The sequence below is a fragment of the Weissella sp. ESL1139 genome (genome assembly GCF_058506735.1).
Map to the genome: position 1 here is coordinate 54,628 of NZ_CP196375.1, position 15,360 is coordinate 69,987.

Below are 15,360 nucleotides of genomic sequence, written 5' to 3' on the forward strand. Positions count from 1 at the left end.
AGCACAAATGAATTTAACAGTTACAGAAGTACAAGCATGGTTAGCAAAATTTAGTGCAGCCATTACGGAAAATAAAGATTATTTAAGTGATTTAGATACGCCAATCGGGGATGGCGATCACGGTAATAACATGGCTCGTGGCGTTGCCGCTTATGAAGAAGGTGTTGCTAAGACGACACCAAAAGACATTAGCGCAACATTCCAAGCTTTGTCGATGGCGATGCTATCTAAAGTTGGTGGTGCTTCAGGACCATTGTATGGTTCAGCATTTATGAAAATGACGAAGGCTACTAAATCAGTTGAAACTATTGAGTCATATGAACAATTAGGGGATATTTTAGCTGAAGGGCTAGCAGGTATTAAGGCTCGTGGTAAGGTTGAACTAGAAGACAAGACTATGATTGATGTTTGGGACCCAGTTGTGAAGGCTTTCCAAGCTGGCAAAGTTGATAAGGATATGGTTGAGGCAGCTAAGGAGTCAACTAAGGACATGGTTGCACGTAAAGGTCGTGCTTCATACTTAGGTGAACGCTCAGTTGGTCATATCGATCCAGGGGCAGCTTCAAGTGCAATCTTCTTTGAAAGCTTATTGTCAGTCATTGCTTAAAGCGTAATTAACATATGAAAAGCGCTAATGAATTTCGATTCATTAGCGCTTTTTGTTTATAGTAAATCTTGATCAATTCGCTTTTTTGTTTGTGTGACTTTCTCTTGTGCACTAGCGTAATGCTGGCTGATATATGCATAGAATAAAATATCAATTACATATAACTGTGATAGCAATCCTGTTGTTGAAGCAAAGCGGACCTTATCAAATTGTTGCATCGCGGTATATAAGATGACATCACTACCTGCAGCAATCGGCGAATCATTACCCGTCGTCAAAACAATAACTTTAAGTCCTAAGTCACGACTAATTTGTTGAAACTTAACAGCCTCGTAGGTTTGTCCTGATTCTGAGATAACAATACTGGTGTCGTTTGGGCTAGCGGCAGCTTGAACATTCGTAATCATTTGATGGAAGTCAGCATGATAAACAACTTCAATCCCAATACGAGTAAATTTTTGTTGCAAATCTTGTGCTACTAGAGAAGAAGCAGCTACACCGTAAACGAAAATATGGGTTGCTTGTCCAATTAATTGGGTCGCTTCTATGAAAGCTTGTGATGAATTTTGTTGAGCAATTGTGTCCGGGATTAATTTAAACCGGGCACTGGTTTTAGCTACAATATCATCAAAGGGTTCATTGGCAGTTATCTCACTTAATGAATGTTGACTATTATCCGAGATGGCTAACGCGATGTCTAATTTCATTGCTGGAAAACCAGGATAGCCTAGTTTTTTTGCTAAGCGGACAACGGCAGCACTACTAGCTTGAGCTTTTTCACCGATTTGGGCTGTTGTTGCTTCAAGGACCCATTGTGGTTGCTGCAATAATAAATTAGCAATTTTCATTTCACTGGTAGTAAAGTTCTTTTCAGTTGATAAACGTGCGAATAAGGAATTCATGTTTTACTCCATTTGTCTCATTGTATTACGAGTTAATCGTTATAATCGTATCATTAACTTTGACTTCTTGGGTAGGAATTCCGGTAACTGATGCAAAATCAGCACTGTTGGTAACTAAAACAGGGATAACTGTTTTATAGCCAGCGTTTGCGATTGTCTGCAAATCCATTGTTGTTAATGGATCACCAACCTTAACTTTTTGGCCATCACTGACTAGTGATTCAAAACCTTGTCCTTGTAACGCCACCGTATCAAGTCCCATATGAATCAAAATTTCTTCACCGTGATCACCAATAATGCCAATTGCATGTTTGGTTGGGAAAACCGTTTGAATTGTACCGTTAATAGGTGAAACAATATGACCGTCAGTAGGCTCAATTGCCACACCATGACCCATCATACCAGTTGAAAAGACGTCATCAGGCACATCTTCTAAAGCAATTAAGTGACCATTAACGGGACTTTTTAACTCAGTTGTGAATTTGGCAATAGCCGTTTGTTCGGTTGCGTTATTCGTATCTTTTATATCATCGGCAGCTGCTGTTTCTGGTTCAGTTGCTGCTTGTTTCATATCTTTTGGAATACCAAAGAAGTAAGTACAAATAAAGCCACCAACATAACCAGCAAGCAAACCAATTAGATAGTAGATAACTTTATGATTAGCAATCAATGGAATTAAAGCCCAGCCTGAAGGGCCAACGGCAATTGAACCAACATTACCAAATAGTCCGATAACAGCACCACCAATACCACCACCGATACAAGCAGTCATAAATGGGCGACCTAGTGGCAAAGTAACAGCATAAATTAATGGCTCACCGACTCCCAGTAAACCAACTGGTAGGGCACCTTTAATATTTTCAATTAAGCCAGCTTGTTGCTTATTGTGATGGAAGTATAACCATAGGGCAAAAGCGGCACCAACTTGACCGGCTCCTGACATTGCCAAGATAGGCAAAAGTGGCGTGCTACCCATTTGATTAATCATTTCTAAGTGGATTGGAATTAAAATTTGATGCAATCCCAGCATAACCATTGGTAGGAATAGTGCTCCTAGGACAAAGCCGGCAAGTGGACCACCAATGGTCAAAACGGCATTAATGAATTTCAACAAACCATCTGAAACCACGCCGGCAATTGGCATGATTAAGTAAATAGTTGCTAAACCAATGGTTAGTAAGCTTAGAGTTGGTGTCACAATAATATCAATTGAGTCCGGTACCCACTTATGTAACCACTTTTCTACTATAGAAAGGATCCAAACTGCGAAAATAACGCCAATAATTCCACCTTGGCCAGCAGTTAAGTCTTGACCATTGAATAGATTCTGGATGGTTGTATCATTTGTGACACCTGATAGTAGGGTAACAGCACCGACAGTACCACCAAGCGCTGGTGTGGCACCGAACTCAGTGGCGGCGTTGATACCAGTGTAGATTGCTAAGTACGTGAACAAACCATTTTTAATAACAGTTAGGATAGTTACAAATTGTGTGATGCCATCACCAGTTAGGGTACCAGCAGTAACCAGATTTTGGAAAATCGATGCAATACCAGCGATGATACCAGCACCAACTAAGGCTGGTATCATTGGCACGAAAATATTGGCTAATGATTTCAAGATTGATTTGAATTTATTAGGCTTATTATATTTTTGTTTTGCGGCTGCTTTATTTTGGCTGGTTTGTTCCGCTAGGTTTTCGTTTTTATCTGTATCATCAATCGTTTCGGATGAGGCAATTTTTGGAAAATCTTCGCCCAATTTAACACCGACCGAATCAACCATGCTTTGCGCAACTTTATTGACTTTTCCAGGGCCGACAACGACTTGTAGCGTTTCGTCTTCGACGACACCGAGTACGCCGGGGATGGCTTTCAATTTTTCAATGTCAGCTTTATCTTCATTCTTTAAAGTTAAACGAACGCGGGTCATACAGTGAATTAAACGTTCAACGTTTTCTTCACCACCAACATTACGGAAAATTTCTTGTCCCATTTCATCATAGTTTTCATTTGCCATAATCGTTTTCCTCCTTTTTAGAATGTTTGATTGATAAACCCATGAGCATCAGCTAATTTTGTACTTGCTACAGCATAATTAGCGCCAGTTAAAATCATGACAATTGCCGTTTTGACATTTTGGTTGGCGGCTGTGAATGTTTCTGAAGCTATTTTATATGAACAATCAGTGGCGATCATAATAATATGTTTTGATCGTTCTATTAATTTCTCATTGGTTGGTTGGACATCTACCATTAGGTTTTTATAAATTTTACCGATGCCAATCATTGAAATGGTCGAAATCATATTCAATACCATCTTTTGAGCGGTTCCGGATTTCAAACGAGTTGAACCAGTTAAGAATTCAGGGCCAACGTCAATTTCAATCGCGGTATCAGCGTGTTCACTAATGGTCGCGTTAAGATTCAAAGCCAAGCTAACAGTTGAAGCATTAACACTTTGGGCGTAATCTAAACCACCAATAACATAGGGTGTTCGACCACTAGCGGCAATACCAATGACGGTATCTTTATCTGTTAGATGCAAATTTTGTAAATCATTGGGGCCTAAGGTTAAACTGTCTTCAGCGCCTTCAACAGCATGGAACATTGCTTTTTCACCACCAGCAATAAGACCAATAACGGTATCGGGACTAACGCCGAAAGTAGGGACGCATTCCGAAGCATCTAAAACCCCTAAACGACCACTGGTACCTGCCCCCATATAAATGATGCGACCACCAGCTTTCAAAGAAGCAGTTGTTTTGGCAATGGCTTCTTCAATAGTAGGTAAAGCTTTCTGGACGGCTGAGGCAACACCCTGATCCTCATTATTCATTAGGGTGGCAGCCTCATGAATGCTTAGTTCGTCTAAATGCATGGTATGCGCATTTTGCTTTTCGGTTGTTAAATTATCTAAATTCATCACAAAAACCTTTCATATAATGTAAGCGCTATCTTTTGTACAAATATGATTATAAAGTAAACGAACTCATGTTTCAATAAACCATATTTTATATTATATATTGTAATTTTGTTTCAAATAAGTGCTGACACCTTAATTATATAGTTGAAAAAATTGATAATTTCAGTTTGATCCAACTGAAATGTGATTAAATTACGAATTTTATGAATTAACATTAAATGCAAAATCAAGCAATAAAGGGGCAAAAGATGTAAAAAAGTCGGCTTAAATATTAAGATTTTCTAAAGAATAAGAATACTTTAAATTAAATAAAACTGTATTATAAATAAAAGTTGAGTTTTGCCAACTAAATAATACTATCTATTTGTAATGTATATGATTAATTATGTATTAAATTTATGCAAAAATAACGGTTTGCTTTTTAAAAATCAATTAGAATGCCATTATTTTTGTAAATTTAACAAAAAATTCACAAAAAAATCTAACTTGACACAAAACTCTGTTTTACATATAATCTTAATTGGTAAAAGATAAGTAAGCGTTTACAAAGCGCGTATCGAGTAGGAGAAATGTGGAAATGTCAGAAAAGAAAATGACTGCTGGTTTAGCAGCTTTGAAAGTTATGGAAGGATGGGGCGTTCATACTATGTATGGTGTTCCTTCTGGTACATTAAGCGGTATGATGGATGCCATGGGTAATCCTGAAAACAACATCAAGTTCTTGCAAGTAAAGCATGAAGAAGTTGGTGCTATGGCCGCTGTTATGCAATGGAAATTCGGTGGTAAGATTGGTGTTACAGTAGGTTCTGGTGGACCTGGTGCAACTCACTTGATTAACGGTTTGTACGATGCAGCTATGGATAACGTTCCTGTATTGGCAATTTTGGGATCAAAGCCAGTTCGCGAATTGAACATGGACTCATTCCAAGAATTGAACCAAAACCCAATGTACGACAACATTGCAGTTTACAACCGTCGTGTCGCAACTGCAGAACAATTGCCACACTTGGTTGATGATGCAATCCGTACTGCTATTGCTAAGCACGGAGTCGCAGTACTTGAAGTACCTGCTGACTTTGGTTTTGCTGAAATTGATGAAAACTCACTATACTCAACACCTTTGTACTCATCAGGTTTGAAGTTCAAGGAATACAAGTCAGCTCCAGTTGATGAAAAAGACATCGACGAAGCTGTTGCAATCTTGAACCAAGCTAAGCGTCCAGTAATCTATGCTGGTGTTGGTACTATGGGTCACGGACCTGCCGTTCAAGAATTGGCACGTAAGATTAAGGCTCCTATCATTACAACTGGTAAGAACTTTGAAACTTTCGATTGGGACTTTGAAGCATTAACGGGTTCAACTTTCCGTGTTGGTTGGAAGCCAGCTAACGAATCTGTTCTTGAATCAGACACTGTATTGTTTGTGGGAACTAACTTCCCATTCTCAGAGGTTGAAGGAACATTCCGTAATGTTGACAAGTTTATCCAAATCGATAACAACCCAGCAATGCTAGGAAAGCGTCACCAAAACGATGTTGCTATCTTAGGTGATGCCGGTGAAGCTGTTGATGCAATCCTTGCTAAGGTTGATGCTGTTGAAGAATCAGCTTGGTGGGATGCTAACGTTAAGAACGTTCAAAACTGGCGTGATTACATGAACAAGTTGGAGCAAAAGACTGAAGGTAATCTACAAGCTTACCAAGTTTACAATGCTATTAACAAGTATGCTGATGAAGATGCAATCTTCTCAACTGATGTTGGTAACGTTACACAAATGTCAATTCGTCACTTGCACATGACACCAAAGAACATGTGGCGTACATCACCATTGTTTGCCACAATGGGAATTGGTTTGCCAGGTGGAATTGGTGCCAAGAACACTTATCCAGATCGTCAAGTTTGGAACTTGATGGGTGACGGTGCCTTCTCAATGACATACCCAGATGTTGTTACTAACGTTCGCTATGATATGCCTGTTATTAACATTGTCTTCACTAACACTGAGTACGGATTCATTAAGAACAAGTACGAGGATACTAACACTTACAACTTCGGTGTTGATTTCACTGACGTTGACTACGCTAAAATCGGTGAAGCACAAGGTGCTGTTGGTTTGACTGTTAGCCGTATCGAGGATATCGATAGTGTTATGAAGGAAGCTGTTGAATACTACAAGCAAGGTCGTGTTGTAGTTGTTGACGCTAAGATTACTAAGGATCGTCCAATCCCTGTTGAAACTTTGAAGCTTGATACTAACTTGTACAGCGAAGACGTTGTTAAGGAATACAAGGCAAAGTACGAAGCAGAAGAATTGGTACCATTCCGTGAGTTCCTTGAAGCTGAAGGTTTGACTTCAAAGTACATCAAGGATGATTCTGACAACAAGTACAGTTTCTAACCTTACGTATTAAATAATAACCGATACTGGTAGTGATATCAGTATCGGTTTTTTTGTTTTAAGTGTATGATTAATAATAGAAATAGTACTTTCTTGCAATAAATAATTAAGAAGGAGCCAATGTATGAAAGTTGTCATTGCACCAGATTCATTTAAAGGTAGTTTGACGGCTAAAGAAGCAGCGAATGCAATCGCAAAAGGTATTGCTAAGATATCACCAGCTGCCGAAATAACCGAAGTACCGATGGCTGATGGTGGTGAGGGTACTGTGCAAGCACTGGTTGATGCTACCCAAGGTCAGTTTATAACAAAAAACATTGTGAATCCATTAGGCCAACAAGCTGAAGCGACTTATGGTATTTTAGGTGATGGCAAAACAGCCGTCATTGAAATGGCAGCCGCTAGTGGTATTCAATTTATTAATGAAACAACTCAGAATCCACTAATAACAACCTCTTATGGTACCGGTCAATTAATTGTTGATGCACTTGATCACCAAGTTAAAAAGATTATTTTAGGCCTGGGTGGTTCAGCGACTAATGACGGTGGTAGTGGTATGGCACAAGCGCTAGGTGTGTCTTTATTAGATAATCAGGGTCAGCAACTCGCTTATGGTGGCGGTGCGCTAAGTCAATTGGCAACAATTGATGTCACAAATATGAATTCGCGCATCAAGGATGTCGAGATATTAATTGCTTCTGATGTCACCAATCCATTGACAGGTGATAATGGTGCCAGCGCTGTTTTTGGTCCACAAAAGGGTGCCACAACTGAAATGGTGGTGCAACTAGATGATAATTTACATCACTATGCCCGGGTTATTGCACAAGATTTAGCGATTGATGTTGAAAATCAACCAGGTAGTGGTGCTGCTGGTGGCTTGGGTGCGGGCTTATTAGCCTTTACGTCAGCCCAAATTCAAAAGGGTGTTGATATCGTGATTGAATACAGCGGTTTAGCGCAGGCATTAGAAGGTGCGGATTTGGTTATTACCGGTGAAGGTAGCATGGATTTCCAAACACAATTTGGTAAAGCCCCTTATGGTGTTGGGTTAACGGCTAAAAAAGTGGCACCGACTGCACCAGTAATTGGTTTTGCGGGTAAAATTGGCGAAAATATTGCCGCTTTATATGACACTGGTGTCATTGATGCAGTGTTTGCTGCGCCTTCTAGTGCGAAATCATTACCAAAAGCAATGATTGATTCAGCTGCTGATTTAGCATTATTGTCAGAAAATATTATGCGTTTAATTGTTAGTTTTAATATAAAGTAAGAGATGGAGAAACAGATTGAAAAAGAAACTTTTTTATGAAGCAATGCCATATTATGCCGCTAGTATTGGCGTGCATTTAATTGGAATTGTTTTGTTGATCATGGCAGCGATGCAAGATGCGAAGTTTTGGGGCATTGGTTTAATTGCATATACTTTGGGATTACGACACGCTTTTGATGCCGACCATATTACGGCGATTGATAATACTGTCCGTAAGTTGATTCAAGAAAAGAAAAGCTCTGCCGGGGTTGGCTTTTTCTTTTCGTTAGGTCATTCTACAGTGGTCTTCTTAATGGCACTGGTTGTTGGTTTATCAGTTAGATTTGCGAAAATGAATCTGCCAATTTGGCAAGAAATTGGTGGTAAAATCGGTGCATCTGTTTCAGGAATCTTTTTAATTATTATTGCCATTGCCAATGGTTTAATTTTATTGAATTTGTGGTCACAATATCGTGAGATGAAAGCTGGTAAATTTGATCAAGAAAAGTTTGATGAATTGTTGGCATCACGTGGCTTTTTAGCCAAGTTTTTGGGACCTATTTTTCGGTTTATTAAGCATTCTTGGCAAATGTATCCAGTGGGCTTTTTGTTTGGTTTGGGCTTTGATACAGCCTCAGAAATCGCATTAATTGCTTTGTCTGCTGGAACAGCTAGTCAAAGTGCTTCACTTTGGGGCGTGCTAGCATTACCAATTTTATTTGCGGCGGGTATGAATATCATGGATACCACCGACTCAGTCATGATGTCTGGTGCTTATGCGTGGGCATTTGATACACCAATGCGAAAAATATACTATAATTTAACTGTGACCTTGGTTTCAGTTATTGCCGCATTTTTGATTGGTTTTGTTGAGCTATTCCAAGTTGTTACGAGTGAAATAACCATTAAGGGTGGTATGTTTGGTTGGTTACAAAATATTGACTTTAATTGGTTAGGATATGGTTTAATTATTTTGTTTATTGTTGTATGGTTGGTCGCTTATTGCGGTTGGCGAATTCTTAACAAAAATCGCAATATATCTAATTCATAGTGGGTATAAACGTTCAATATATACAGTATTTGTAAGAATAGGAGATATAGTATTATGAAATATAGTTTGCCATATGGTAAGGAAAAATTAACGGGGGAAATTCCTGATACACGTGCAAAGGGAATTATTGCAGCTGATGCTGATGCAGCATTAGCTGATAGTTATAAATTATCTGAAAAAGAATTAGTTGATAATTCATTAGCTAATCCAATTGATTCAAAACGTTTATCAGAATTAGTTGTTGGTAAGCAAAAGGTTGTTGTGATTAGTTCTGATCACACACGTCCAGTGCCTTCTAAGAAAATCATGCCTAACATTATCGAAGAGATTCGTAAGGGTAATCCAGATGCTGAGATAACTATCTTGGTTGCAACAGGAACCCACCGTTTGACAACGCATGATGAATTAGTTGATAAGTATGGTCAAGATATTGTTGATAATATTAACATTGTTGTCCATGACAGTGATGATACTGAGAATATGATTAACATTGGTACCTTACCATCAGGTGCTGATTGTGAAATTAACCGTGTCGCTGCTGAAGCTGATGTTTTGGTTGCCGAAGGCTTTATCGAGCCCCACTTCTTTGCTGGTTATTCAGGTGGACGTAAAGCAGTCTTCCCAGGAATTGCTTCAAGAAAGTCAGTTGTTGGTAACCACAACGGTCAATTTATCGATTCAAAACATTCAAGAACTGGTATCTTGATGCACAATCCTATTCATAAAGATATGTTGGAAGCTGCTCGCTTGTCTAACTTACAATTTATTGTCAACGTCGTATTAGACCACGATAAGCGTATTGTTGGTTCATTTGCGGGTGATTCTGAAACTGCTCATATTGCTGGAACCAAGTTTGTTGATAGCATTATGGAAGCAAAGCCTATCTTTACTGACATTACGATTACAAGTAACGGTGGTTACCCACTTGACCAAAACATTTACCAAATGGTTAAGGGTATGACAGGTGCTGAAGCAACAAACAAAGAAGATGGTGTCATCATCATCGCTAGTCGTTTGGCTGATGGTACCGGTGGTGATAAATTCTATCATCAATTCAAGGATTGTGAAAAGATTTCTGATATCTATGATAATGCCGTTAAAACACCAGCTAAGGAAACTGAACAAGATCAATGGCAAGCCCAAATTTTGGCACGTGTCATGATGAAGCATCACGTTATCGTTGTCACTGATGAATCAAACAAGCAAATCATCGAAGACATGAAGATGACATATGCCGGTTCAGTTGACGAAGCCCTATCAATTGCAGATGGTATAGTTGGTGCAGATGCATCGGTTGCTGTACTTCCTGATGGTGTTTCAACGATTATTAAAGCTTAATGGTGTATAGTATTAGTATAGGTAATAATTTAGGAGGATAATGTGATGATTAGTACAACAACTGTGGTAAATGATTTAGATAAAAAAGAAGCTGTTTTAAAAGATACTTTGGCAAACTATGATCGTGTGATTGTAGCTTTCTCTGGTGGAATTGATAGTACATTAGTATTGAAAGAAGCCTTAGATGTATTGGGTAAGGATAATGTTTTGGCTGTTGTAGCTAACTCAGAATTATTTACTGATGAAGAGTTTGATAAGGCCATTGCTTTGGCAAAGGACTTGGATGCAACTGTTATGGGTACGCAATTAGAATACCTATCAAACGAAGAAATTGCTAATAACACGGCAAAGTCATGGTTCTACCAAAAGCAAATGTTCTTTAACCGTTTGGAAGACATTCGCCGTGACAAGAACTTTGATATTGTCTTAGATGGTACGATTATGGATGATAATGATGATTACCGTCCTGGACTAGTTGCTAAGGATGAAGCTGGTGTTTTGAGCCCATTGCAAACAGCTGACTTGTACAAGAAAGACATTCGTCTATTGGCTAAGAAGGTTGGTTTGAGTAACTGGAACAAGGTTGCTAGCTGCTCAGTGTCATCACGTTTCCCATACAATACTAAGATTACTTTAGATAATATTGCAGAAGTTATGGCATCAGAAAAGTACTTGCGTTCATTGGGTTGCTCAAATGCACGTGTTCGTTTCCACGGTGACGTTGCACGTATCGAGGTACCAAAAGACGAAATTCAATTTGTTATCGAAAACAAAGATGCTATTGATGATGAATTAAAGTCAATTGGTTTCAAGTTTGTTTCTGTTGATTTGGCAGGTTTCCGCAGTGGTCGTATGAACACTACGTTAACACCAGAAGAATTAGCAGTAAGTAATGGCTAATTTTTTAAATAACAGCAATTAAAATAACTGTTAATAAAGAGCTATTCTTCTTGTGATTATGATAATGCATGTTTTTAGGCATAACCATGATTATAGTCCTAGAAGGATGGCTCTTTTATTGGTTAATGAGAGTGTGTAAGAAGGGATTGTAAAATGAAGTTTGTCGATGTTGGTTCAGCTAAGGTTGATGTTGATCGCGCCCAACGCAAAGGTTTTTCCGAAGTCGTTTATGGTAGTGGTAAAACGGCTGAACAAATTGAAAAGATTGTTAATGTATTGCTAGATAAAAATGGAAATGCTTTAGTAACTCGTGTTGATCAAGAAAAGTATACCTATCTAAATAGTCGCATTGATAATTTGGTTTATGATGAAGATAGTCAAGTATTATCTGTTGGCAAGCCTAATCCTAAGATGCAACTAGGCTTAATTTACGTTGTTTGTGCTGGTACGTCTGACTTGCCTATTGCCAAAGAAGCAGTAAAGGTAGCCGAATGGATGGGTGCTAATGTGAAATACTTATGGGATGTCGGAGTTGCTGGATTAAATCGCTTGCTTTATTATACAGACGAACTACGTAAAGCCGATGTGATTATTGCAGTAGCAGGTATGGAAGGTTCGATGCCAACGGTACTAGCTGGTTTAGTTGATGCCCCCGTTATTGCTGTACCAACTTCAATTGGGTATGGTGCTAATTTGCAAGGAATTACCACCATGTTATCAATGTTAACATCATGCAGTTCAGGTATTACGGTGACGAACATCGATAACGGTTTTGGTGCTGCATACCAAGCTAGCTTAATGATTCGACGTATGAATAAATTGGGGGAGCAAAATGACTAATACATTATTTCTAGATTGTGGTTATGGTATATCAGGTGATATGTTCTTAGCTGCGCTATGTGGTTTAGGTGTTGATATTGATGACGTGCATGCAGAATTAAAGAAGGTCATCAAAGATGAATTTGACTTGTCAATTGAACCCGTCAATCGCCAAGGGATTACGGCTAATCATCTAAAGTTGCATTTTCATGATGACAGTTTAAACAATATTGATAGTGGTGAACATCATCATCATGAACATACCCATGAACATGTTCACGAGCACGTACATGACCATGGCGACCATGAACACGCACATACACACGAACACACCCATAGTCACACGCACTATGCCATGATTAAAGACCAAATTGAGCAAAGTGCGTTGTCTGATGAGGTTAAAGACCTTAGTTTACGGATGTTTGATGTGGTTGCCCAAGCCGAGAGTAAAATTCATGGCATTCCAGTTGCTGACATTGCGTTCCATGAAGTTGGGGCCGTTGATTCGTTAGTTGATATTATTGGGGGATGCATTGCCCTAAATAAATTAGGGGTGCAACAAGTGATTGCGACACCGGTGGCTACCGGAACAGGTAAGGTAAAAGTTGCACACGGTCTTTATCCAGTGCCAGCACCAGCTACATTAGAAATCTTGCAGGGTGTGCCCCTACAAGATTTTGACGTGGCGAGTGAGTTAACGACACCAACTGGGGCAGCAATTGTTAAAACTTTTGCAACTTCATTTACTGATAACCTAAAAGGAACGGTTATTAAAACAAGTTATGGTGCGGGTAACAAGCAATTTGATCATCCTAATGTATTACGCGCAGCTTTGTTAAATGTTGATGAAGCCGTAAATGAACTAGTTGATAAGACAGTCAATGAAGTTTGCGAATTAACATGTGAGCTTGATGACATGACCGGTGAAGGTTTGGGTGATTTAATCCAAAGTGTGATGGATGATGGTGCATTAGATATGTACTATACGCCAGTTATCATGAAAAAGAATCGACCAGCTTACCAAGTAACGTTGTTATGTAAAGTGGCTGATGCTGAACATTTCAAGAAGCGTTTGTTAATTGAAACAACAACGTTTGGCGTCCGTGAGACTTTGAAGAAGCGCTCAATTTTAAAACGTGAACATTCAGAAATCAATTTGGCTAATGGGGATGTTTTGAAAATTAAAAAGGGTTACTACGATGGTGAATTAGTTCGTGTGACACCAGAGTATGATTCAGTACATGCATTAGCTGAAAAAAATAATGTTTCATACAATCAAATGTATCAACGGATGATTGGTGCAATCCAAGAGAATTTTGAGATTTAAAAATTTTCTATAAAAATAAAGGAGGTCGAGATTAATATTATAGTCTCAACCTCCTTTTCAGTTTTAATAATTAAGCTTTATTGCCGTTACCAAAGACGTTGATTCGATCAACTAAGGCATTTTCAATACCTTTGACACCAGTTGCTAATAACTTACGTGGGTCATAATTCTTACCCTCTAAGTCATGATCAGCCAAGATGAATTTACGTAGTGCATCGTGGAAAGCAAGCTGGGCTTCTGAATTGACATTAACTTTTGAAACACCCATTGAAATAGCTGTTCTAATTTGATCATCTGGAATACCAGATCCACCGTGCAATACAATTGGCATTTTGTGGCCAACAGCTTCATCAACAGCAGCTGTTAGATTCTTTAGATGGTCTAAGTGTAGACCATTCCAGTTATCAGGGTAAGGTCCATGGATATTACCAATTCCAGCAGCTAAGAAATTAATGCCCGTATTAACCATAGCAACAGCATCTTTAATTGGTGCGATTTCACCGTCACCAATGATACCGTCTTCTTCACCACCAATAGTACCAACTTCAGCTTCAACTGAAATATCCTTGGCGTGGGCAAGTTCAACAATTTCACGTGTTTTAGCTAGATTTTCATCGATTGGTAAATCAGAACCATCAAACATAACTGATGTAAAGCCAGCGTTAATTGCTGACTTAGCAGCTTCGTAATTACCGTGATCAAGATGAATAGCAACTGGTACGGTGATATTTAATGAATCGTATAGATCAGTTACTAAATCAACAACGGTTTTAAAGCCACCCATGTACTTAATGGCACCCATTGATGCAGCAACAATGGTAGGTGCTTGTTGTTCTTCAGCGACACGTAGAATAGCTTCAGTCCATTCTAGGTTATTCGTATTAAAAGCGCCGATAGCATAGCCGTTTTCACGTGCATTTGAGATAATATTTTTTCCTGAAACGATAGTCATTATTATTCCCAGCTTTCTTTTTTAAATTCTGATGTTGCATGACGAAGTTGATATTGGCTTTCCTGATTAGCAGTAGCGATATCATCACGTAATGATGATTCATCAGCCTGGGCAATTTTAATTAGGAAAGGGACCAACTCTTCGGTCCAAGTCAAACGTGGATCATTACCGTATTGTAGCCAAAAACTATCTAAGTTTTCGTCATCCCAATCGCTTGCGCCATGATATGGACGGTCGTCAAGCAACATACTGTGAGGCATTTTAACGAGATCTTTTTTATGAGTTAAGACAACCCTTTTATAAAAGGGGCTATCTTCATCATTACCGAAATACTCGTTTAGCCATTCAATTTTATCTTGCCATGAACTTGGGTTTTCCCAAGGAGCAGTTGATAAAATATAAAGATCATAATATTCTGCCAATTTAAAAACCCCTTCAACAGCACCTGCGACGGGTTCTAAATGGCGAAAAATGCCAGGAATTTGATCTGGTTTTTTAACATTAAACTTTTGGACATTCTCACTTTCGGCATTTAATACCGGTAAAGTGTTAACTAGTGTATTGTCCATATCTAGAAATAGCTTTTTGATAACGCCCCTCTTTTCTCATACTATATACAGCAACCCTATGTAGACTGAGTATACCGCTAAAAATCTTGCTAATCAAGGAAAAATTAAGAATGGTATAGTTGAAATTTTAGATTTATAATATTGATTTAGTATTAAAAAAGTGCGCAATTTAGGGAAAGAATGTGATTAATAGTTATTTTAAGGCTTTTGTGATAAGCTTAACGATAGTGAAATGTATGGAAAGATTTATATTATCCTTATAAATTCTTGGCCATTAATTTTTTAATTGGTATAGTTTTTGCGTTTTGATGAAGTTGATT

13 protein-coding genes are annotated in these 15,360 nt (G+C 38.6%); 8 read left to right on the forward strand and 5 right to left on the reverse strand.

The features are described 5' to 3' along the window. Positions 1-7: 7 nt before the first annotated feature. Positions 8-607 (forward strand): dihydroxyacetone kinase subunit DhaL, encoded by a 600-nt coding sequence (gene dhaL, locus ACSYSF_RS00305; protein ID WP_489867765.1) that lies wholly within the window; start codon positions 8-10, stop codon positions 605-607. 56 nt (positions 608-663) lie between these two features. Here dhaL and ACSYSF_RS00310 read toward each other — a convergent pair whose 3' ends face one another. From ACSYSF_RS00310 to murQ, 3 genes are read right to left on the reverse strand one after another with little or no spacing between them, the layout of a single operon-like run. Beyond that, positions 664-1,509, reverse strand: coding sequence for a MurR/RpiR family transcriptional regulator (locus ACSYSF_RS00310; RefSeq protein ID WP_489867766.1), 846 nt, complete (start codon positions 1,507-1,509; stop codon positions 664-666). A gap of 25 nt (positions 1,510-1,534) precedes the next feature. Beyond that, positions 1,535-3,529: a glucose PTS transporter subunit IIA gene (locus ACSYSF_RS00315; protein WP_489867767.1), complete on the reverse strand. Its 1,995-nt coding sequence runs from the start codon at positions 3,527-3,529 to the stop codon at positions 1,535-1,537. 17 nt (positions 3,530-3,546) lie between these two features. Further along, positions 3,547-4,434 carry an N-acetylmuramic acid 6-phosphate etherase gene (murQ, locus tag ACSYSF_RS00320; RefSeq protein WP_489867768.1) on the reverse strand — a complete coding sequence of 296 codons (888 nt, stop codon included), beginning with the start codon at positions 4,432-4,434 and terminating at the stop codon, positions 3,547-3,549. 577 nt (positions 4,435-5,011) lie between these two features. Between murQ and spxB the strand changes: the two genes are divergently transcribed. From spxB to larC, 7 genes are all read left to right on the forward strand, one after another. Continuing rightward, positions 5,012-6,832 carry a pyruvate oxidase gene (gene spxB / locus ACSYSF_RS00325; RefSeq protein ID WP_489867769.1) on the forward strand — a complete coding sequence of 607 codons (1,821 nt, stop codon included), beginning with the start codon at positions 5,012-5,014 and terminating at the stop codon, positions 6,830-6,832. Positions 6,833-6,956: 124 nt separating this feature from the next. After that, a complete protein-coding gene (locus tag ACSYSF_RS00330) occupies positions 6,957-8,105 on the forward strand; it encodes a glycerate kinase (RefSeq protein WP_489867770.1) in 1,149 nt (382 codons plus the stop codon). A 16-nt stretch (positions 8,106-8,121) separates the two neighbouring features. Next, complete coding sequence (locus ACSYSF_RS00335) at positions 8,122-9,135, forward strand: HoxN/HupN/NixA family nickel/cobalt transporter (protein WP_489867771.1); 1,014 nt, start codon at positions 8,122-8,124, stop codon at positions 9,133-9,135. A gap of 51 nt (positions 9,136-9,186) precedes the next feature. Continuing rightward, the gene (gene larA / locus ACSYSF_RS00340; protein WP_489868271.1) at positions 9,187-10,473 is read left to right on the forward strand and encodes a nickel-dependent lactate racemase; all 1,287 of its coding nucleotides are present in this window, start codon (positions 9,187-9,189) and stop codon (positions 10,471-10,473) included. Between the two features lie 45 nt (positions 10,474-10,518). Beyond that, the gene (gene larE, locus ACSYSF_RS00345) at positions 10,519-11,373 is read left to right on the forward strand and encodes an ATP-dependent sacrificial sulfur transferase LarE (protein WP_489867772.1); all 855 of its coding nucleotides are present in this window, start codon (positions 10,519-10,521) and stop codon (positions 11,371-11,373) included. A gap of 153 nt (positions 11,374-11,526) precedes the next feature. Further along, the gene (gene larB / locus ACSYSF_RS00350; RefSeq protein ID WP_489867773.1) at positions 11,527-12,213 is read left to right on the forward strand and encodes a nickel pincer cofactor biosynthesis protein LarB; all 687 of its coding nucleotides are present in this window, start codon (positions 11,527-11,529) and stop codon (positions 12,211-12,213) included. Next, on the forward strand, positions 12,206-13,519 hold the full coding sequence (gene larC / locus ACSYSF_RS00355; protein ID WP_489867774.1) for a nickel pincer cofactor biosynthesis protein LarC: 1,314 nt from the start codon (positions 12,206-12,208) through the stop codon (positions 13,517-13,519). Before larB ends, larC begins: the two co-directional genes overlap by 8 nt. 70 nt (positions 13,520-13,589) lie before the next feature. Here the strand turns inward: larC and ACSYSF_RS00360 are convergent, their stop codons facing one another. Both ACSYSF_RS00360 and ACSYSF_RS00365 read right to left on the reverse strand, forming a co-directional pair. Further along, positions 13,590-14,471 carry a class II fructose-bisphosphate aldolase gene (locus ACSYSF_RS00360; protein ID WP_489867775.1) on the reverse strand — a complete coding sequence of 294 codons (882 nt, stop codon included), beginning with the start codon at positions 14,469-14,471 and terminating at the stop codon, positions 13,590-13,592. 2 nt (positions 14,472-14,473) lie between these two features. Continuing rightward, positions 14,474-15,040, reverse strand: coding sequence for a 5' nucleotidase, NT5C type (locus tag ACSYSF_RS00365; protein ID WP_489867776.1), 567 nt, complete (start codon positions 15,038-15,040; stop codon positions 14,474-14,476). Positions 15,041-15,360 lie beyond the last annotated feature (320 nt).

Bases quoted from the DNA above. Each gene is read 5' to 3' on its own strand.
- ACSYSF_RS00315 (WP_489867767.1), bottom strand. From the start codon at position 3,529: ATGGCAAATGAAAACTATGATGAAATGGGACAAGAAATTTTCCGTAAT.
- spxB (WP_489867769.1), top strand. From the start codon at position 5,012: ATGTCAGAAAAGAAAATGACTGCTGGTTTAGCAGCTTTGAAAGTTATG.
- ACSYSF_RS00365 (WP_489867776.1), bottom strand. From the start codon at position 15,040: ATGGACAATACACTAGTTAACACTTTACCGGTATTAAATGCCGAAAGT.
- ACSYSF_RS00330 (WP_489867770.1), top strand. From the start codon at position 6,957: ATGAAAGTTGTCATTGCACCAGATTCATTTAAAGGTAGTTTGACGGCT.
- larC (WP_489867774.1), top strand. From the start codon at position 12,206: ATGACTAATACATTATTTCTAGATTGTGGTTATGGTATATCAGGTGAT.
- larB (WP_489867773.1), top strand. From the start codon at position 11,527: ATGAAGTTTGTCGATGTTGGTTCAGCTAAGGTTGATGTTGATCGCGCC.
- ACSYSF_RS00360 (WP_489867775.1), bottom strand. From the start codon at position 14,471: ATGACTATCGTTTCAGGAAAAAATATTATCTCAAATGCACGTGAAAAC.
- ACSYSF_RS00310 (WP_489867766.1), bottom strand. From the start codon at position 1,509: ATGAATTCCTTATTCGCACGTTTATCAACTGAAAAGAACTTTACTACC.
- dhaL (WP_489867765.1), top strand. From the start codon at position 8: ATGAATTTAACAGTTACAGAAGTACAAGCATGGTTAGCAAAATTTAGT.
- larE (WP_489867772.1), top strand. From the start codon at position 10,519: ATGATTAGTACAACAACTGTGGTAAATGATTTAGATAAAAAAGAAGCT.
- murQ (WP_489867768.1), bottom strand. From the start codon at position 4,434: ATGAATTTAGATAATTTAACAACCGAAAAGCAAAATGCGCATACCATG.